Genomic DNA, 18,220 nt, shown 5'->3' with positions numbered 1-18,220 from the left:
GACAGCCCATGTGATTGAGTATAAAATAGAAACATGAAGGAGGGGCTCCATGGAGGGGGGTCGCTCGCGAGAGAAATCCAAGCCTGAGCCCAGCGGGGCCGGATGGGCAAGCCGATAACACTGCCCTAAATGAGTATAAAATCTAAAATATATGGGTTGGGTTCACCCCACCCACGAAGGGACCACACCATGCTGCTCACCACCACCACCCTCTCCATTACCTTCCAGGACCTCGCAACCCGCCTCGATGGCTACACCCCCAGCCCCCGCCCCGGTGACGACCCCGGCGTCCAGCGCCTCAGCAACCACGAAGGCCGAAGCATCGGCGCCCGAATCCGACTCGACGGCGTGACCCTCCAGCTCTGGGCCACCGCCCCCGGCCGCCGCCCGAAGGGGACCCAGCCCGCCCGGCGCGGCGCCCTCCCTCCCGGCAGCAGCTACCACGCCGTCATGCACCTCCACGGCCTCGACGGCGACCCGGCCGAGCTCATCCACGCCACGCTCCTCCGCGACCTGCTGCCCACCTTCGACGACGCGCCCCTCTACGTCGGCCACCGCCCCTGGGAGACCACCACCAACCAGCCGGACACCTCGGCACCGACCGAATCCGACCCATACAACCCCAAGCCCGCCGACACCACCGACCCGGCCGCCCCTGCGCCGACGACCCCGGACGCGAGCGAGACCGACATTCCCACCGGCCCCACACCCGCACAGCCCTCCGACACCCTCAAGCCGAACGCCAAGACCCCCCGCAAGCGCGCGGCCACCGCGCCCCGAACCCCGGCCGACAAGCCGACCCGAGCCCGCAAGACCGCCACCAAAACCGCCGGCACCAAGCCCGCCGCCGCCCGCAAAGCAACGACCAAGGTCACCGCCGAGAAGAAGACGACCACCCGCACCAGCACGCCCCGCACCCGCAAGACCAGCAGCGCATCCACCAACCAGAACTAACCCGCCCCCCGGAACCGGCCGCAGCCCACCGACCCGCCAACACCACCCTCGAACCACCCCGCCACCCGAACCACACCCACCCGGGGGAGCACCCCCACCTCCCCCGGGGCCAGCCTAGGAACCCATCGTGAACACCCTGCGCGAACTGATCACCACCGGCCTCCACCAGCACGGCATCACCACCACCTGCGGCGGTCACGCCTCCTCCGACACCTCCTGGGTCGCCGTCACGCTCCCCGACAACACCGTCATCTGGACCACCGACAACCACGCCACCGTCGACCGCGACGCCGCCGGGATCGGCGGCCTCCACGCCATCCACTACCTCGGCGACCCCAACAACGCCCTCCCCCAGGAGCAGATCACCCTCGTCGACCGCAGACTCGACCGCCGCAACAACCCGGCCAAGGCCGTCACCGAACTCGTCGACACCATCGCCACCTACGTCACCAACTGGCCCTACAGCCCGGCCGCCCGCCACCCCGAACGCCGGATCGGCGCCTACGGCGTCATGGACCTCCCCGCCCGCCTCCTACGCCGCGGCGACGTCATCGTGCACACCGCCACCGGCCACGAGTCCGTCGTCACCAGCATCCGGCACCGAGGCCGGGGCGAATACCGACGCACCACCCGCACCGTCACCCCGCCCACCCGCGGCCCCATGACCAGCCTGCCCGACACCTGGTGGAAATTCCCCACCACCTTGTCCCACAGCGGCAGCACCCTCGTCCCCGTCATCGCCCACCGCCACGTCGACCCCAACACCCTCCCCAAAATCCCCTACCCCCAAGTGCCCGCCGCCTTCACCGACGGCGACCACGTCGTCCACGACAAGGTCATCTGGGAACGCACCAACGGCACCTGGACCAACCACACCCACACCCGCAACACCACACCCGTCGACGACGAAACGATCCTGCGCCTGTTCACCGAAGACGCCCGCCTCCGCCAAGGCATCCCCACCCACCAGCCCGCCGCCTGACCACCGAGAGGACCTGGAAGACGTCGAAGGCGCCCGTGAAGGGGTCTATGTCCGAGGTCGAGGGCTTCGGCCTCCACGCCGAGAAACGTTCCCGAGCTGGACCGGGTCGTCGTCTCGATCGACCCGGCGACGAAGAGCCATGAGAACGCGGACCAGACCACGTTCACCGCCGCCGGCCGTGGCATCCCTAACCTATCGACCTACGGCGACAGTCGACCGCACGCCTACCTCCTGCACGCCGAGCAGGGCCGCCACACCCCGACGGCGTCGATGCGGCGCGCGGCCGAGCTGTACCACCAGCACAAGGCGGACTGCGTCGTCATCGAGGCGAACAACGGCGGTGACTACCTGCCGGCGCTGCTGATGGAGGTCGTCCCGACCGTGAACTGGCGGATCGTGCACGCGACTCGCGGCAAGCGCGCCCGGTCGGCGCCGGTGGCGCAGGTGTACGAGCAGGCGCGGGCGCACTACGTCGGACCGGTCCGGCTCTTCGCGGAGCTGGAGGGGCAGCAGACCACCTTCGTGGGTCTTGGGGAGACGGAGGACTCGCCCGACCTGCTGGACTCGTCTGTCTGGGCGGTGTGGGATCTTCTCCTCGACCTGAGCATGCCGCCGCCGCGGAAGGCCGACGACCAGCGGCTCTCCGGACGGCGGTGAATCACGGTGCATCCCGGTCCGGTTGACGGATACCCTGCCGTCCAGCACGGGACGAGCGACAGGTGGGGAACATGCGCATCACGGCTCCAGAGGGGATGCCGCGCCCGGAGGGCGAGGACGGGTTCGAACTGCTGGAGACGGTCTGGGCCTGGTTCTCCGAGGGCGGTCAGTGGCCCACCTTCGACGACCTCGACCGAGCGTTGTACCAGAAGGGCATCGACACGGAGAAGGCGATCCAGCAACTGCCTCCCGACCTGGTGTGCGGCATCGACGCGGGAATGCGCCACGCGCTGCAGGACCAGCAGCAGGTCCAGCTCACCGCCGCCGGTATGGCGAATTGCGCCGAGGCCGGCGTCGCACTTCGGGGGATGCTCCTGCTCCTCCAGCAGGCGGTCGAGATCGAACGGAACTGGGCGCCCGCCCCGGTCGGCCAGCAGGGGACCAGGCTCGTGATCGACTACAAGGCCTTCATGGTCGGCCGGGACCGGAGGACCGTCGCCCCGCTTCAGGTGGCACTTGCGGCGTATGCCGCCGCTGCCGAGCCGTGGTCGACCGGGCTCAGCCGGGCAGACGGCATGATGGGTTGGGAGCTGTCGTTCAACAAGCGGGTCAGGAAGTACGCGGGGATCGACCCCAGCGACCTGGTGGGGTACTGGAAGCGCCGCCAGGAGCTCATCGGCCGCCCGGAGGCCCTGACCGTGGAGGAGCTCCTGCGACCTGCGGCGGTGGAGCCCGACCCTGCCCCGGCGCCTGAACTCGCCTTCACCTGCGCCCTGCACCCGAGAATCGCGGAGGTTGCCGCGAGCCGGATCAACAGTGGTGAGTACGCCTTTGCAGTGCTGGCTGCTTACAAGGAGGTCGAGCACCGAGTCCAGCAGCTGACCGGCCTGACGAGCAACGGCCACGATCTGATGGGTGCGGCGCTCAGTCCCCCGAACGTGAGGATCACCGTGACGCGGTCGTCGGACGCGAACCTGAAGAGTGAGCAGCGCGGCATGGCCGCGATCTTCAGCGGCGTGATGCAGGCGCTCCGGAACCCCCGCGCGCACGGCCCGGACGAGGCCGACGAGCTTGCCGAGGCGGCAGAGACCCTGGTGCTCGCCAGCTGGCTGATGCGGCGCCTCGACATCGCCGAGGAGGCGCAGGCTGCGCCGACCTCCAGCCTTGGTGCGCCGTAGCGCCGGGCTGCACGGCTGGCCGCTGGTAGCGTCGAGATCATGAAGCTGAGGGGGCGGTTCGTAGCCGCAGCGGTGGCAGGGGTCCTGGCTGTCGGCGGTGGCGCAGCGTGGCTGATCTGGCCGGAGAGCGAACCCGCGGCGGCCGCGCCTGAGCCGGGCACACCGGCGTGGGACCGCTGGCAGCAGGAGTCCACGGCGGCCGGCCGCCTCGCCCAGCTGACCATCGTCCAGCGGGGCGAGGTCCGGTCCCGTGACCTGTGCGCGGCGGAGTGGGCGAAGCTGCGCCCCGACCGGCAGCGCGCGTTGGACCGGAACGCCTTCGAGGCGGGCCGCGTCTTCCAAGCGCCGGAACGGTAGAGGCCGGAGGCACCGAGACGCGGACGGTCTGTGCCGTCGTGCGAAAATGGCCATTTTGCCAATACTGCACCGGCCGCGCCTATGTCAACTGCTCCACGATTTGCTCGCGGCGCGCCCGTGGGGGCGGTAGCGTTGGCGCTGGTTTCGATGACTTAAATCTATGAGACCGGCTCTTCGCCACAAGAGCCCCTTAAGTGCCGCTCCCCCCGACACGAGGTGCCAGGGGGAGCGGAGGGCCGCCCGGTTCTGCCAAAAACGTGGGGCGGCCTGTCGAACAGAACCTAAGAACGGGTGATGGTGTAGATCCAGATCAGGATCCGCATCAAGATCCACACGTTCTTCGGTTCGGGGTACCACCTGCCCGGCCCGGGTTTGCGGTGCCTTGTCATGCTGTCCTCCGCAGTGTGGCGCGGTCGTGCCTACTCTGATGAGTAGGGATTACACGGGCCGCACTGCGGGGGACAGTTCCGTCACCTCCGGCTCGTGCATTGGGTCGATCCTATGGAAGTCGACCGCCCGCCCGGCGCCGTGGCAGCCATCTCGGCTGTTCCTGGGACAAAGTCATTTTCCTGTGCTATCGACCTTCATGAGGTCTTAGGGTGTTACCTGGCGTGGGGCCGACTTCGCGGGGGCGCCTGTGGGCCTGCGCTCGATCCTGATCGATGCCTGGAGCTGGCTGAACTACAAGGCTCCGATGAACACGGGGCGCCCGGGGAGCGGGGTGTTCCCGGAGCTGGCCGCGACGTGACTGCCCGAGGAAGCCCTTCGGCGGCTTGCCGCGTACAAGCTGCCTGCGGCGTACGAATCGAACCAGGCCGGCCCGCTGGCGGCTGCCGCAGGCGGCGACTCCGCGCTGGAGCGCCGTGAACTCGGCGATGCGCCCAAGCTTGTGAAAGTCGCGCTCGGCTACCTCCTCGGGTCACGCGGCGAGTGCGGCCCGGGAACGTAGTGAGTGGCCTCGAAGGCGCGGGCGAGACGTCGGCGACCAACCCAGTCCAGGGCGAGCGGTTCTCCTGGCCGAGACCCGGCGTGGAACGATAAAGGCCGGGCCCTTCCGGTCCATGCCTTTCAAGGGCCGACCACCCGGCCACCGCCGGACATGCCCTCAGGTAGAGGACTGAGTCATTCCGAGGCCGGACCTGCACCGGTATGATCATCGGTGTGCGGAGTGCGCCGGGGGTTCGGCTGCACTAGCTAGCAGCTTGGTCGGCCGTAGTCGTTTGCCTCGGTTGGGGTATCCCTTGGAACCCACTTCTGGGTAGACAGCAGACGCAGGTCGGTGAACCGCTCCCTGTGCGCGTCCCTGTTGGACCCGCTTTTCAGTGGACATTCAGTGGACATGGCGCCAGTGAAGGGCCGTGAAAGCCAGTGAAAGCCGGATGCGGCCAGAGGTTGCCTCAGGGTCTCTGACCTGGGAAAACAGGGAGAATCAGGGGAAGGTGACGAACCCTGGTTAAAGCGGCCGCAGGACTCATAATCCCTTGGTCGTGGGTTCGAGTCCCACCCGCCCCACCTTCTCGGCGTGCGACGAGCGTCGTACGACCCTCCGCGGGCGGGCCGTCGGGCCGGAGCCCCGCCACCTCTCCCACCTCCTGCGACGTCGCAGAGTCTAGGCCGCGGCCACTGCCTTTCCCGGGTGGCGCGCCGGAATTCACCCGCCCGTGGGCATCGGCCCCGGCGGATCCCGACCGCCTTCCACCGCCCCTCGGCGGCCGTCCGTCCACGCGTCCCCGTGCCCGTCCCTGGCGTTCTGCGGCGAAAAAGTGATATCACTTTGCCATCGGATGCGGATGCTCGTCGAAGGAGTCGCTCCCATGACCACACAGCCTTTCGCCGTCGAGGACGGCCCTGTGCTGGACCTCCCGGTCCCCAAGATCACCGAACGGGTCATCACCGGGGCGGCCGGTCTGCCGGTGCTCGGCGGCTCGCTGCTCGGCCTGCTCGCCGGGATCGGCTCGACCGTCGTCGGCGCGGCCCAACTGGCCGGGAGGACGAGCGGTCTGGGCATCGCCCTGGTGGTCGTCGGACCGCTGCTGGTGCTCGGCTCGCTGCTGCTGACGTTCGGGCTGACCGTGGTCTCGCCCGGCCAGGCCCGGGTGGTGCAGCTGCTCGGGAACTACCGGGGCACCGTCCGCTCCGAGGGCCTGACCTGGCTGAACCCGTTCACCAACCGCCGGCACATATCGCTGCGGATCCGCAACCACGAGACCGAGACCACCAAGGTCAACGACGCGGACGGCAACCCGATCGAGATCGCCGCCGTGGTGGTCTGGCAGGTCGAGGACACCGCGATGGCGATGTTCGAGGTGGACGACTACGCCGACTTCGTCGCCATCCAGACCGAGACGGCCGTGCGGCACATCGCCACCAGCTACCCGTACGACGCCCACCACGAGGGCCAGTTGTCGCTGCGCGACGGCGCGGACGAGGTCGCCCGGATGCTCTCCGCGGAGATCGCCGCCCGGGTCGCCTCGGCCGGAGTGCGGGTCGTCGAGTCCCGGATCACCAGGCTCGCGTACGCTCCGGAGGTCGCCCAGGTGATGCTCCAGCGCCAGCAGGCCGGGGCCGTGGTCGCGGCGCGCAGGCTGATCGTCGAGGGCGCCGTCGGCATGGTCGAGGAGGCGCTGGAACGGCTCGCCGAACGCGATGTCGTGGAGCTGGACGAGGAGCGCAAGGCCGCCATGGTGAGCAACCTCCTGGTGGTGCTCTGCGGCGAACGCGGCACCCAGCCCGTCGTGAACACGGGCTCCCTCTACCAGTAAGGCGAGGCCTTGGCGACGGAACGGAAGAAGCTCCTGCTGCGACTGGACCCTTCAGTTCACGACGCGCTCGCCCGATGGGCCGCGGACGACCTGCGCAGCACCAACGCGCAGATCGAGTTCCTGCTCCGCCGGGCCCTCACCGACGCGGGCCGGATGCCCGGTGGCGCGGCCCGGCTTCCCCGGCGCGGACGCCCACCCAAGCAGAGCCCGGCCGAGGACGGCCCGGCCGGGGAGAACCCGGCCGAGGACGGCCCCGAACCCGGTGGCTCAGAGCCGAGCTGACCCGGCGGCCGGGCCCACGAGACCTTGCGGAGACCGACATGGACCTGCCCGCCACCCTTCCCGAGAAGCTGTACCTGCTGGCCTACGACCCCGAGCGGGGGCGCGTCACCGCCGCCCTCCACCTCGACCTGGCCGTGCGGGCGGCGGCGCTCACCGAACTCCTCCGCCGCGGGCTGATCCGCGACGACGGCCGGCACCCGGTCGGCGTGGACGGCGCGGCGGACGGCCTCGACCCGCTCTCGGCCGCGCTGCTGGAGCAGATCCGTCAGGAGAGGCGACGCAGTTGGAAGACCTGGATCGGGCGCCGGGCGGCCTCGGCCCGGGTGGTCCGCGACGGGCTCGAGGCCGCCGGCCGGATCCGGGTCGAGCAGCACCGGGTGCTCGGGCTCTTCCCGGTCGTGCGGGTCACCTTGCGGGAGCCCCGGGTGCGCAAGGCGCTGGCGGCGGGTGTCGCGGCGGCGCTGACCGGCCCGTTCAGCCGGGTCGACCCGGCGGACGCGGCCCTGGTCGCGCTGGTCGACGCCGCCCGGCTGGGCTCGGCCCTGACATGGCGCCAGCGCCGGGAGTTCCGCGGCCGGATCGACAAGCTGGCACCCGCCGCCGGCCCCGTCCCGCGCGCCCTGCGCCGGGCCGTCAACGCGCAGAGCGCGGACGGAGGGGCGGGCTGACCGGCCCCTCCCGGGCACCCGGCCGACCGGCCCGTCCCACCTGCCCGGCCGCCGCTTCCGGCGGCCGGGCCCGCCGTTCGCGGCCCGCGTAAGCTGGCCGGATGCTCGAACCCGCGCTGCTGCCGACCCCGCTGGTGGACTGCGCCGACGAGGCCTTCGCCCGCGCCGGGGTGGAGCTGCGGCTGAAGCGGGACGACCTGCTGCACCCGACCGTCCCCGGCAACAAGTGGCGCAAGCTGGCGCCCAACCTGGCCGCCGCCGTGGAGCGCGGCCACACCCGGCTGCTGACCTTCGGCGGCGCCTACTCGACCCACCTGCGGGCCGTCGCGGCCGCCGCCGGGGCGCTCGGACTGGAGAGCGTCGGGCTGGTCCGCGGCGAGGAGCTGGCCGACCGGCCGCGCAACTGGTCGCTGCGGGCCGCCGAGGCGGCCGGGATGCGGCTGGAGTTCCTGACCCGGGCCGAGTACCGGGAGGCCACCGGCCGGGCCGGCGGGGAGCCCGGCGCGGACGCCCTGCTCCGCCGCTGGGGCCCCTGCCTGGTGCTCCCGGAGGGCGGCTCCAACGCCCTGGCCGCCGTCGGCGCGGCCGCGATCCCGGCCGAACTGCCCGGTCTCGGCGAGCGGGACGTGGTCTGCTGCCCGGTCGGCACCGGCGGCACCCTGGCCGGCATCGCGGCCGGCCTGCCGGCGGGCGCCCGGGCGCTCGGCGTCGCCGTGCTGCGCGGCGGCGAGGGCTACCTGGAGGCGGAGGTCGCCCGGCTGCACCGGGCGGCCTACGGACGCGACTTCGACAACTGGCGGATCGACCACGGGCACCACGGCGGCGGCTACGGCAGGGTCCCGGCCGAGCTGGCCGGCTTCGCCGAGCGGTTCGAGCGCCGCCACGGCGTCCCGCTGGAGCGCCGCTACGTCGCCAAGCTGCTCGCCGCGCTGGCCGACCTGGCGGCGGCGGGCGCCTTCCCGCGCGGCACCCGGCTGACCGCCGTGGTCACCGGCCTGCCGGACCCCGAGTAGCGGCCGGCCGGACCCGGAGCCGACCGGCCGACGGTCGGATCGGCCCAAGGCCGGATCAGCCGAAGGTCAGGTTGGCGCACGGGTCGGTGTCGGCGTTGCGGGTGTTCTCCGCTATGCCGGTGGGGACGCCGCTCGGGAGGGCGCCGGGGGTGCTGCCCGGGGTGGCGCCCGCCGCGGCACCGGCCGGGGCTCCGGGCTCCGGGCTCGGGGCGGCCGCCGAGTCGATCCGGGTGCCCGCCGCGCGGTAGTCGGCGCCGAGGGTCACGGTGATCGCCTCCGAGCCGGGCTCCTCGACCGCCTTGGCGCCGGGGAAGAGCGCCGCGACCTGGTCGGCGGCGGCCTTCAGCGCGGGGTCGTAGGCGACCCGGGTGGCCTGCTGCCCGGGGGAGTTGGGGCCGAGCGTGACGTTGTGGAAGCCGCGCGCCTTGAGCGTCTCGGCGCCGGAGCCGGCCAGGCCGGGCGTGCCGACCCCGTTCACCACGGTGACCGGCACCGCGGCCTGCTCCGGCGTGAGCGGGGTGGACGGGGCGCCCGGGGCGGTCGCGGCACCCGGACCGGCGGTGGGGGAGGAGGTCACCTGGCCCGTCCCGGAGGTGCTCTGCCCGTCCAGGGTGCGGTCCTCGCGCAGCAGCTTCCAGAGGGTGTCGGCGTCCGGCTGGACGAGCCGCACCCGGTCGCCGGCGAAGCGCCAGGGGGCGGTGACGAAGGTGACGTCGGAGAGCTTGATGTCCTCGATCGAGCGGGCGAAGTCCACCAGCTTCATCGCGGTGCCCAGCCCCTCGTCCACGGTGAGCGACTTGGTGGCCGCGTCGGCCAGCGGCAGCAGGGTGGGCAGCGAGAAGCCCTGGCCCTGCACCTTCTTGATCATCGAGGAGAGGAAGGCCTGCTGGCGCTTCATCCGGCCTATGTCCGAGTTGTCGCCGAGGCCGTGGCGGATCCGCAGGTAGTCCACCGCGGACTGGCCGGAGAGCTTCTGGAGGCCCTTCTTGAGGTGTATGCCGTACTGGTCGACGTCGTTGGGCACACAGGCCTCCACGCCGCCCACCGCGTCGGACATCGCGGCCGCCCCCTTGAAGTCGACCACGACGGTGTGGTCGATCCGCAGCCCGGTGAGCTTCTCGACGGTGTTCTGGGTGCAGGCCGGGTTGCCGTTGGGGGCCAGGCCCACGGTGAAGGCGGAGTTGAACATCTGGTCGGTCTTCGGCGTCGTCCAGGTGCCGTTCGGCAGCTTGCAGGACGGGATGGTGACCAGGGTGTCGCGGGGGATCGAGACGCCGACGGCGTGCTTGTGGTCGGCGTAGACGTGCACCAGGATCGCGGTGTCCGAGTGGCCCACGCCCTCGTCGCCGCCGCCCAGCGAGTCGTTGCCCGCCTCGCGGGTGTCCGAACCGAGCAGCAGCACGTTGACCGGGACGGAGGCGCCCGGGGTGGCCGGGACGGGGGCCGGCGGGCGCTCGGTGGCGACGCCGCCCGGGTCGAAGGTGGTGATGTTGTTGTCCAGCCGGTGGTAGAACCACGCCCCGGCACCCACGACCGACAGCACCAGTACGGCGGCCAGGCCGATGGCGGTCCGCAGGTAGCGGCGCCGGCGCGTACTGCTGCTCATCCTCCGTGCCCCCCGTCCTCAGGTCTCTCGCGTTCGATGTTCGAACGTTAGACGTTCCGGGAGGCGGTTCGGTTACCCCCGAGGGGCCCGCGGACAGCCCCCGGAGCCTGTGATGCTGGTCACGCCCCGGGGCCGGAGGCGCCCGCCAGCATCCGCCGGAGCAGGTCGCGCAGGGCCGTCCGCTCGTCCGGGCCGAGCGCGGCCAGCGGCTCGCGGGCGAAGTTCAGCGACTCGCGCAGCTCCTCGGAGGCGGCCGAGCCGGTGTCGGTGGCGGCGACCAGCTTGACCCGGCGGTCGTGCCGGTCGGCCTCGCGGGTGACGAAGCCGCGGGATTCCAGCCGGTCGACGATGCCGGTGATGTTGGACGGCTCGCAGCTGAGGGTCTGGGCGATCTGTCGCATCGGCATCGGCCCGCGCCGCAGCAGGGCGAGCACCTTGGCCTGGGCGCCGGTGAGCGAGCGGGCGGCGGCGGCGTCCTCGTACTCGCGGTGGAACAGCGCGACCAGGTTGGCCATCAGGTCGACGACCTCGCGGGTGATCTCGTCGGGCTGCGGCGTGGCGTCCTCGATCGGCTGAGTCTCCATGGCCCAGAGTCTACCTGAAAAGTTGACAAGGTGAACCTTTCATGCCCATCGTTACTTCAGTTGCTCAACCTTTCATGCACCTGAACCGCGCGGGAATATCCGGGTCCGGAGCCCGGCCGCGCGGCGAATCCCGCACCCGAACCGCAAGGAGCCCCCGATGGCAGAGCAGACCGCCGCCCCCGCGACCGCCCGTGAATGGCACCTCGCCGCCCGCCCCCAGGGCTGGCCGGTGCCGGCCGACTTCGCCCTGGTCGAGGCCCCGGTCCGGACCCCGGGTCCGGGCGAGATCCTGGTCCGCAACGCCTACCTCTCGGTGGACCCGTACATGAGGGGCCGGATGAACGACGTGAAGTCGTACGTCCCGCCGTTCCAGCTGGGCCAGGCCATGGACGGCGGCGCGGTCGGCTACGTCGTCGCCTCCGGGGCCGAGGGCTTCGCCCCGGGCGACGCGGTGCTGCACGGCCTCGGCTGGCGCGAGTACGCCACCCTGGACGCCGCGCACGCGGTCAAGGTCGACCCGGCCGCCGCCCCGCTCTCCGCCTACCTCGGCGTGCTCGGCATGCCGGGCCTGACCGCCTACGCCGGCCTGCTCGCCGTCGGCGGCCTCAAGGAGGGCGACCGGGTCTTCGTCTCCGGCGCGGCCGGCGCGGTCGGCTCGCTGGTCGGCCAGATCGCCAAGCTCAAGGGTGCCTCGCTGGTGGTCGGTTCGGCCGGCTCGGCGGAGAAGGTGGCCAAGCTGGTGGACGAGTACGGCTTCGACGCGGCCTTCAACTACAAGGACGCCCCGGTCGCCCAGCAGCTCGCCGAGGCCGCCCTGGAGGGCATCGACCTCTACTTCGACAACGTCGGCGGCGACCACCTGGAGGCCGCGATCGGCGCGCTGAACGTGCACGGCCGTGCGGTGCTCTGCGGCGCGATCGCCCAGTACAACGAGACCACCGCCCCCGCCGCCCCGCGCAACCTCGCGCTGGCCATCGGCAAGCGGCTGCGGCTGGAGGGCATGCTGGTGCGCGACCACGCCGGGCTCCAGCCGCAGTTCGTCGCGGAGGTGGCCGGCTGGCTGGCGTCCGGTGAACTGCGCACCGAGGAGACGGTGGTGGACGGTTTCGAGAACGCCGCCGAGGCCTTCCTCGACCTGCTGCGCGGTGTCAACACCGGCAAGATGGTCGTCCGCCTGGACGGCTGACGGACCGTCAGGAGCGCTGACCGCCCCGCCGCCCCGACCGGGCGGCGGGGCGGTCCGCTGTGGACGGTTCGCGGTCGGGCGCGGGCGCCCCGGCCGCACTACCGCATTCCGGTCGGATCCGAAAGTGCGTCATCCACCGTGCGGCGCCGCGCGGTACGGTGGTCCCGCCGACGATGGGGCCGTTCGGGGGAGAGATCCGGCCGAGGGGTAGACCTCGTTGAGGATTCGACTAGCATTGAGCGAAAGCCTGTCCGTTTTGCTCGATTTTAGTAGCTTAATGTCGGCTAACGTGGGTAACTGCGGATCAACTGCAGGCACGAGGCAGCTGGGGAAGGCGACCCTCGTCCACAGCCTGGAGGTCCCGGTGACGACACGTGGAGTTCTGTACGTCCACTCCGCGCCCCGCGCGCTGTGCCCGCACGTCGAGTGGGCCGTCGCCGGGGTGCTCAATGTGCGGGTGAGCCTGGACTGGATCCGCCAGCCGGCCGCACCCGGGCACTGGCGTGCCGAGCTCTCCTGGCAGGGGGAGCCCGGTACGGCTTCGAAGCTGGCCTCCGCGCTGCGCGGCTGGCAGCTGATGCGGTACGAGGTGACCAGCGAGCCCTGCGCCACGGCGGAGGGGGAGCGGTACAGCAGCACGCCCTCGCTCGGCATCTTCCACGCCGTCACGGGCATCCACGGCGACATCCTGATCCCCGAGGACCGGCTGCGCGCCGTCCTGGTGCGCGCCCGCAGCGAGGGCGCCGACCTGGAGGCCGAGGTCGCCCGGCTGCTCGGCAAGCCCTGGGACGACGAGCTGGAGCCGTTCCGCTACGCGGGCGAGGGCGCACCGGTGCGCTGGCTGCACCAGGTGGTCTGAGACCAAGCGGGTACGACGAAGGGGCCGGCGCTCACGGCGAGCGACGGCCCCTTCGACGCGGGCGTCAGCGGGTGCGGAAGGCCAGCACCACGTTGTGGCCGCCGAAGCCGAACGAGTTGTTCAGCGCGGCGATCCGGCCCTCGGGCAGCTTGCGGGCCTCGTCGCGGACGATGTCGGCGTCCACGTCGTCGTCCAGCTCGTCCACGTTGATGGTCGGCGGGGCGAGCCGGTGGTGCAGGGCCAGCACGGTGGCGACGGTCTCGATGCCGCCGGCGCCGCCCAGCAGGTGACCGGTCATCGACTTGGTGGCCGAGACGGCGATGTGGTCGAGGTCGTCGCCCAGCTCCTTGCGCAGCGCCTTCAGCTCGGCGGTGTCGCCCTGCGGGGTCGAGGTGGCGTGCGCGTTGACGTGCACGATCTCGGCCTTGTCCAGCTCGTTGCGCTCGAACAGGTCGGCCAGCGCGCGGGCCACGCCGGCGCCGGTCGGCTCGGGCTGGGCGATGTGGTGGGCGTCCGAGGACAGGCCCTGGCCCACGGCCTCGCAGTAGATCCGGGCGCCGCGCGCCTCGGCGTGCTCGATCGACTCCAGCACGACCACGCCGGCGCCCTCGCCCAGGACGAAGCCGTCGCGGGCCTTGTCGTACGGGCGGGAGGCCCGCCGGGGCTCGTCGTTGTTCTTGGACATCGCCATCATGTTGGCGAACGCGGCGATCGGCAGCGGGTGGATCGCCGCCTCGGTGCCGCCGGCCACCACGACGTCGGCGCGGCCGGTGCGGATCATCTCGATCGCGTAGCCGATCGCCTCGGCGCCGGAGGCACAGGCGGAGACGGGGGTGTGCACGCCCGCGCGGGCGCCGACCTCCAGGCCGACGTTGGCCGCCGGGGAGTTGGGCATCAGCATCGGGACGGTGTGCGGGGAGACCTTGCGGGCGCCCTTCGCCTTCAGCACGTCGTACTGGTCGAGCAGGGTGGTCACGCCGCCGATGCCGGAGGCGATGACGGCGCCCAGGCGCTCGGGGGCGAGCTTGGAGGACTCGTCGGTGGCGGGGGTCTCGTAGCCGGCGTCGGCCCAGGCCTCGCGGGCGGCGATCAGCGCGAACTGGGCCGAACGGTCCAGCTTGCGGGCCAGCGGGCGGGGCAGGATCTCGCCCGGCTCGACGGCGGCCCTCGCCGCGATCTTCACCGGCAGGTCCTCGGCCCACTCCTCGGTCAGGGCCGCCACGCCGGACTCACCGGCAACCAGGTTCTCCCAGGTGCTGGCGGCGTCGGCGCCCAGCGGCGTGAAGGCGCCGATACCCGTGACGACCACGGTGCGGTTTTCAGCGGTCACTGGTTTCTTCTTCTCTCACGTGTGGCAGGGGGTCGGCGGCGTGCCGAGGATGGGCCCGGCCGGGCGCCCCGGTGAGGGCGTCCCGGCCGGAGTGGTCGGCCAGGCTCGACGAGCCCGGCCGACGGGTCGGTCCGGGCCGGCGTACGGGACGCCGGACGGGCCGACCGGGTCGAACGAGTCGATCGCTCAGGCGTTGAGGATGTACTCCACCGCGTCGCCCACGGTCTTCAGGTTCTTGACCTCGTCGTCCGGGATCTTGACGTCGAAGCGCTCCTCGGCGGCCACGACGACCTCGACCATGGACAGCGAGTCGACGTCCAGGTCATCGGTGAAGGACTTGTCGAGCTGGACGTCCTCGGTCGGGATACCGGCGATCTCGTTGACGATCTCGGCGAGACCTTCCAGGACCTCGTCCTTGGTAGCCATACTGGCTGCTCCTCTTCGGTGTTGAACGCGTCCGGCCGGCGGCCGGACACAGGCTTGTGAATCGGGCGAATGCGCCTAGGGGAGAGTAACGACTGCCGCGGCGTACACGAGACCCGCCCCGAACCCGATGATCAGGGCCAGGTCCCCGCTGTGGGCCTCACCGCTCTCCAGCATGCGTTCCATCGCCAGCGGGATGGAGGCCGCGGAGGTGTTGCCGGTCTCGGCGATGTCGCGGGCGACGGGCACCGACTCCGGCAGCTTGAGCGCCTTGATCATGGCATCCGTGATCCGCATGTTGGCCTGGTGGGGGATGAACGCACCGAGCTGGTCGGCGGTGATCCCGGCGGCGTCCAGCGCCTGCTGGGCCACCTTGGCCATCTCCCACACGGCCCAGCGGAAGACCGGCTGGCCGTCCATCCGCAGGGCCGGCCACTTGGCCTCCTCGCCCGCGCCGTTGATCGCGTCGGACTTGGCGAAGGCGGTGTCCCAGGCCTGGGTCTGGGTGATGAGGTCGGCCTGCGAGCCGTCCGAGCCCCAGATCAGCTTGCCGATGCCGGGGGTGTCGGACGGGCCGACGATCGCGGCGCCGGCGCCGTCGCCGAAGATGAAGGCGGTGGAGCGGTCCGAGGTGTCGGTCAGGTCGCTGAGCCGCTCGACGCCGATGACCAGCACGTACTCGGCGTTGCCGCCGCGGATCATGCCGTCGGCCAGGCCCAGGCCGTAGCCGAAGCCGGCGCAGGCGGCCGAGATGTCGAAGGCCGGGGCGGTGCCGCAGCCGAGCCGCTCGGAGATCTCGGTGGCGATCGCGGGGGTCTGCTTGAGGTGCGAGACGGTCGAGACGATCACGCCGCCGATCTGGTCGGGGGAGATCCCGGCCTGGGCGATGGCCTTGCCGGCGGCCTGGACCGACATCTCGGCGACGGACTCCTCCGGGCCGGCCCAGCGGCGCTCGGCGATCCCGCTGCGGGTGCGGATCCACTCGTCCGAGGAGTCGATCCACTCCAGGACCTCGGAGTTGGGGATCACCCGGACCGGGCGGTAGCCGCCGACGCCGAGGATGCGCGAGTACTGCGCGCCGCTCACCGGGCGGATCTGGGGCTTGGTCATGCCTGGGTCTCCTGCTCCTGACCGCCGTGCTCCGCAACGAGCTCGCGGGCCTTGTCCAGATCGGCGGGGGTCTTGAGGGCGAGCGTGGCCACACCCTTGAGGTTGCGCTTGAGCAGCCCGGTGAGGGTGCCGGCGGGGGACAGCTCGATCACGGCCGTCGCGCCCAGCTGCCCGATGGTCTCCATGCAGAGGTCCCAGCGGACCGGGTTGGAGACCTGCGACACCAGGCGCGCGAGCACCTCGGCACCGGAGTCCACGACCGCGCCGTCCTTGTTGGAGACGTAGCGGACCTGCGGGTCGGCCGCCGTCAGCGTCGGGGCCAGCTCGGCCAGCCGCTTGACGCCCGGGGCCATGTGCTCGGTGTGGAAGGCACCGGCCACCTTGAGGGCGATCAGCTTGGCGCGGGCCGGCGGGTCCGCCTTCAGCGCCTCCAGCTGGGCCAGCGTGCCGGCGGCGACGATCTGGCCGCCGCCGTTGTTGTTGGCCGGGGTCAGGCCGTGCTCGGCGAGCTTCGCCGCGACCTCCTCCGGCTCGCCGCCGAGCACGGCGAGCATGCCGGTCTCGGTGACGGCGGCGGCCTCGGCCATGGCCCGGCCGCGCTCGCGCACGAAGGTCAGCGCGTCGTGGGCGGTGAGCACCCCGGCGCCGGCGGCGGCGGTGATCTCACCGACGCTGTGGCCGGCCACGGCGCCGACCAGCTTGCGGGCGGCGTCCTCGTCCGGGAACAGCGCCCGGGCGGTCACCAGACCGGCGGCGACCAGCAGCGGCTGGGCGACGGCGGTGTCCTTGATCTCCTCGGCGGACGCCTCGGTACCGGCGTGCACCAGGTCGAGCCCGGCGACGTCCGACCAGCCGCGCAGGCGGTCGGCGACGCCGTCGAGCTCCAACCAGGGGCTGAGGAAACCGGGGGACTGGGCACCCTGTCCAGGGGCGACGATTACGAGCACGGTTCAACCCTCTCTCGCCAGGCGCCCAGGGGCGGGTAGGCGACGGTAACGAAGAAAACCATCCGGGATTGTATGGTCCCTACACTCCGGCTCAGCCGGGCTCCCCCACGCCGCCCAGTCGGCCGAGGGCCAACGCGATCCGCAGAGTGAACGCCGAACGTACGTCGGAGGGGGCGTACCCCGTGACGTCAGTCACACGTCGCAGCCGGTAGCGCACCGTGTTGGGGTGGACGAAGAGCATCCGGGCCGCGCCCTCCAGCGAGGAGGCCTGCTCCAGGTAGACACTCAGCGTCTCCAGCAGCGCGGAGCCGGCCTCGTCCAGCGGTGTGTAGATCTCCTCCACCAGCTGACGGCGCGCGGCCTGGTCGCCGGCGAGCGCCCGCTCGGGCAGCAGGTCGTCGGCCAGCACCGGGCGGGGGGCGTCCGGCCAGGCCGCGCAGGCGCGCAGGCCGGCCGCGGCGGCGTGGGCCGAGCGGGTCGCGGAGAGCAGGTCGGGAACGGTCGGGCCGACCACCACGGGGCCCGGCGCGAACTGGCCGATCAGCGCCCGGGCCGCCTGCACCGGCTCCTTGTCGCCGCCGACCACGACCACCAGGCGCTTGCCCAGCACCCCGGTCAGCACGTTCAGCTTGGCGTACCGGGCGGCCCGGCGGATCGCCTCCACCACCAGCTCGCTGTCGCCGTCCGGCGCGCTGCCCACCACCACCCGGATCTGGCTGGGCTGGCCCCAGCCGAGTGCCGCGGCGCGGGAGAGCACGCCCTCGTCGGCGTCGCCGGACAGCAGCGAGTTGACCACCAGCGCCTCCAGCCGGGCGTCCCAGGCGCCGCGCGCCTCGGCAGCCTGGGCGTACACCTGGGCGGTGGCGAAGGCGATCTCCCGGGCGTAGACCAGCACCGACTCGCGCATGTCCGCCTCGTCGCCGGGGGCGGCCACCTCCTCGATGGCCTCCTCCATCACCTCGATCGTGGTGCGGATCAGCTCGACGGTCTGGCGCAGGGTGATCGCCCTGGTCAGCTCGCGCGGGGCGGTGCCGAAGACGTCGGTGGAGATCGCCTTCGCGGACTCGGGGTGGCGGTACCACTCGGTGAAGGCGGCGATGCCGGCCTGGGCGACCAGACCGATCCAGGACCGGTGCTCCGGCGGCATCCGCCGGTACCAGCCGAGCTGGTCGTCCATCCGCGAGATCGCGGCGGTGGCCAGCTTCCCGGAGGACTTCTCCAGCCGCTTGAGCGTCGCCGCCCGGCGCTCGGCGCGCTCGGCGGCGGTTCTGCGCTCCTGCGCGGTCAGACGGGGTGCCGCACGGCCCGGGCGGTCACGGACC

Annotated in this window: 18 protein-coding genes; 11 read left to right on the top strand and 7 right to left on the bottom strand. The window is 72.0% G+C overall.

The features are described 5' to 3' along the window. Window positions 1–189: 189 nt before the first annotated feature. The 9 genes from ACZ5GH_RS10995 to ACZ5GH_RS10955 all read left to right on the top strand — a co-directional run bounded on the left by ACZ5GH_RS10995 (window position 190) and on the right by ACZ5GH_RS10955 (window position 8,853). On the top strand, window positions 190–954 hold the full coding sequence (locus tag ACZ5GH_RS10995; RefSeq protein WP_464334090.1) for a hypothetical protein: 765 nt from the start codon (window positions 190–192) through the stop codon (window positions 952–954). 127 nt (window positions 955–1,081) lie between these two features. Beyond that, window positions 1,082–1,936: a hypothetical protein gene (locus tag ACZ5GH_RS10990; protein WP_464334089.1), complete on the top strand. Its 855-nt coding sequence runs from the start codon at window positions 1,082–1,084 to the stop codon at window positions 1,934–1,936. A gap of 96 nt (window positions 1,937–2,032) precedes the next feature. Then, window positions 2,033–2,593, top strand: coding sequence for a phage terminase large subunit family protein (locus tag ACZ5GH_RS10985; RefSeq protein ID WP_464336814.1), 561 nt, complete (start codon window positions 2,033–2,035; stop codon window positions 2,591–2,593). Between the two features lie 71 nt (window positions 2,594–2,664). Then, window positions 2,665–3,771: a TIGR02391 family protein gene (locus ACZ5GH_RS10980; protein ID WP_464334088.1), complete on the top strand. Its 1,107-nt coding sequence runs from the start codon at window positions 2,665–2,667 to the stop codon at window positions 3,769–3,771. A 39-nt stretch (window positions 3,772–3,810) separates the two neighbouring features. Then, a complete protein-coding gene (locus ACZ5GH_RS10975; RefSeq protein ID WP_464334087.1) occupies window positions 3,811–4,128 on the top strand; it encodes a hypothetical protein in 318 nt (105 codons plus the stop codon). Window positions 4,129–5,942: 1,814 nt separating this feature from the next. Further along, a complete protein-coding gene (locus ACZ5GH_RS10970; protein WP_387748413.1) occupies window positions 5,943–6,890 on the top strand; it encodes an SPFH domain-containing protein in 948 nt (315 codons plus the stop codon). A 9-nt stretch (window positions 6,891–6,899) separates the two neighbouring features. After that, on the top strand, window positions 6,900–7,172 hold the full coding sequence (locus ACZ5GH_RS10965; protein ID WP_387748415.1) for a type II toxin-antitoxin system antitoxin: 273 nt from the start codon (window positions 6,900–6,902) through the stop codon (window positions 7,170–7,172). A gap of 38 nt (window positions 7,173–7,210) precedes the next feature. Then, the gene (locus ACZ5GH_RS10960) at window positions 7,211–7,840 is read left to right on the top strand and encodes a GOLPH3/VPS74 family protein (protein WP_464334086.1); all 630 of its coding nucleotides are present in this window, start codon (window positions 7,211–7,213) and stop codon (window positions 7,838–7,840) included. 101 nt (window positions 7,841–7,941) lie between these two features. Next, entirely contained in the window at window positions 7,942–8,853 is a 912-nt protein-coding gene (locus tag ACZ5GH_RS10955) for a 1-aminocyclopropane-1-carboxylate deaminase/D-cysteine desulfhydrase (RefSeq protein WP_464334085.1), read from the top strand. A 55-nt stretch (window positions 8,854–8,908) separates the two neighbouring features. Here ACZ5GH_RS10955 and ACZ5GH_RS10950 read toward each other — a convergent pair whose 3' ends face one another. Further along, the gene (locus ACZ5GH_RS10950; protein ID WP_464334084.1) at window positions 8,909–10,459 is read right to left on the bottom strand and encodes an LCP family protein; all 1,551 of its coding nucleotides are present in this window, start codon (window positions 10,457–10,459) and stop codon (window positions 8,909–8,911) included. A gap of 119 nt (window positions 10,460–10,578) precedes the next feature. After that, window positions 10,579–11,043, bottom strand: a complete 465-nt coding sequence (locus tag ACZ5GH_RS10945; protein WP_387748423.1) for a MarR family winged helix-turn-helix transcriptional regulator — start codon at window positions 11,041–11,043, stop codon at window positions 10,579–10,581. Window positions 11,044–11,200: 157 nt separating this feature from the next. On the opposite strand from ACZ5GH_RS10945, the gene ACZ5GH_RS10940 reads away from it, so the two are divergent. Both ACZ5GH_RS10940 and ACZ5GH_RS10935 read left to right on the top strand, forming a co-directional pair. Further along, window positions 11,201–12,229 carry an NADP-dependent oxidoreductase gene (locus ACZ5GH_RS10940; RefSeq protein WP_464334083.1) on the top strand — a complete coding sequence of 343 codons (1,029 nt, stop codon included), beginning with the start codon at window positions 11,201–11,203 and terminating at the stop codon, window positions 12,227–12,229. 364 nt (window positions 12,230–12,593) lie between these two features. After that, the gene (locus ACZ5GH_RS10935; RefSeq protein WP_387748427.1) at window positions 12,594–13,088 is read left to right on the top strand and encodes a DUF3145 domain-containing protein; all 495 of its coding nucleotides are present in this window, start codon (window positions 12,594–12,596) and stop codon (window positions 13,086–13,088) included. Window positions 13,089–13,152: 64 nt separating this feature from the next. Here ACZ5GH_RS10935 and fabF read toward each other — a convergent pair whose 3' ends face one another. From fabF to ACZ5GH_RS10910, 5 genes are all read right to left on the bottom strand, one after another. Further along, window positions 13,153–14,418 (bottom strand): beta-ketoacyl-ACP synthase II, encoded by a 1,266-nt coding sequence (gene fabF / locus ACZ5GH_RS10930; protein ID WP_387748429.1) that lies wholly within the window; start codon window positions 14,416–14,418, stop codon window positions 13,153–13,155. A gap of 186 nt (window positions 14,419–14,604) precedes the next feature. Further along, a complete protein-coding gene (locus tag ACZ5GH_RS10925; protein WP_387748431.1) occupies window positions 14,605–14,844 on the bottom strand; it encodes an acyl carrier protein in 240 nt (79 codons plus the stop codon). A gap of 75 nt (window positions 14,845–14,919) precedes the next feature. Beyond that, complete coding sequence (locus ACZ5GH_RS10920; protein ID WP_387748433.1) at window positions 14,920–15,951, bottom strand: beta-ketoacyl-ACP synthase III; 1,032 nt, start codon at window positions 15,949–15,951, stop codon at window positions 14,920–14,922. Next, window positions 15,948–16,898 carry an ACP S-malonyltransferase gene (locus tag ACZ5GH_RS10915; protein WP_387748435.1) on the bottom strand — a complete coding sequence of 317 codons (951 nt, stop codon included), beginning with the start codon at window positions 16,896–16,898 and terminating at the stop codon, window positions 15,948–15,950. Before ACZ5GH_RS10915 ends, ACZ5GH_RS10920 begins: the two co-directional genes overlap by 4 nt. Window positions 16,899–16,989: 91 nt before the next feature. After that, window positions 16,990–18,186, bottom strand: coding sequence for a PucR family transcriptional regulator (locus tag ACZ5GH_RS10910; protein ID WP_387749266.1), 1,197 nt, complete (start codon window positions 18,184–18,186; stop codon window positions 16,990–16,992). Window positions 18,187–18,220 lie beyond the last annotated feature (34 nt).

Source organism: Kitasatospora sp. Xyl93 (assembly GCF_055383135.1).
The sequence above is the reverse complement of the archived record's forward strand: the minus strand, read 5'-3'. Positions and strand labels throughout refer to the sequence as shown.

Coding starts and splice junctions, on each gene's coding strand:
- ACZ5GH_RS10945 (WP_387748423.1), bottom strand. CDS start 11,043: ATGGAGACTCAGCCGATCGAGGACGCCACGCCGCAGCCCGACGAGATC.
- ACZ5GH_RS10950 (WP_464334084.1), bottom strand. CDS start 10,459: ATGAGCAGCAGTACGCGCCGGCGCCGCTACCTGCGGACCGCCATCGGC.
- ACZ5GH_RS10970 (WP_387748413.1), top strand. CDS start 5,943: ATGACCACACAGCCTTTCGCCGTCGAGGACGGCCCTGTGCTGGACCTC.
- ACZ5GH_RS10920 (WP_387748433.1), bottom strand. CDS start 15,951: ATGACCAAGCCCCAGATCCGCCCGGTGAGCGGCGCGCAGTACTCGCGC.
- ACZ5GH_RS10980 (WP_464334088.1), top strand. CDS start 2,665: ATGCGCATCACGGCTCCAGAGGGGATGCCGCGCCCGGAGGGCGAGGAC.
- ACZ5GH_RS10955 (WP_464334085.1), top strand. CDS start 7,942: ATGCTCGAACCCGCGCTGCTGCCGACCCCGCTGGTGGACTGCGCCGAC.
- ACZ5GH_RS10925 (WP_387748431.1), bottom strand. CDS start 14,844: ATGGCTACCAAGGACGAGGTCCTGGAAGGTCTCGCCGAGATCGTCAAC.
- ACZ5GH_RS10975 (WP_464334087.1), top strand. CDS start 3,811: ATGAAGCTGAGGGGGCGGTTCGTAGCCGCAGCGGTGGCAGGGGTCCTG.
- ACZ5GH_RS10995 (WP_464334090.1), top strand. CDS start 190: ATGCTGCTCACCACCACCACCCTCTCCATTACCTTCCAGGACCTCGCA.
- ACZ5GH_RS10960 (WP_464334086.1), top strand. CDS start 7,211: ATGGACCTGCCCGCCACCCTTCCCGAGAAGCTGTACCTGCTGGCCTAC.
- ACZ5GH_RS10940 (WP_464334083.1), top strand. CDS start 11,201: ATGGCAGAGCAGACCGCCGCCCCCGCGACCGCCCGTGAATGGCACCTC.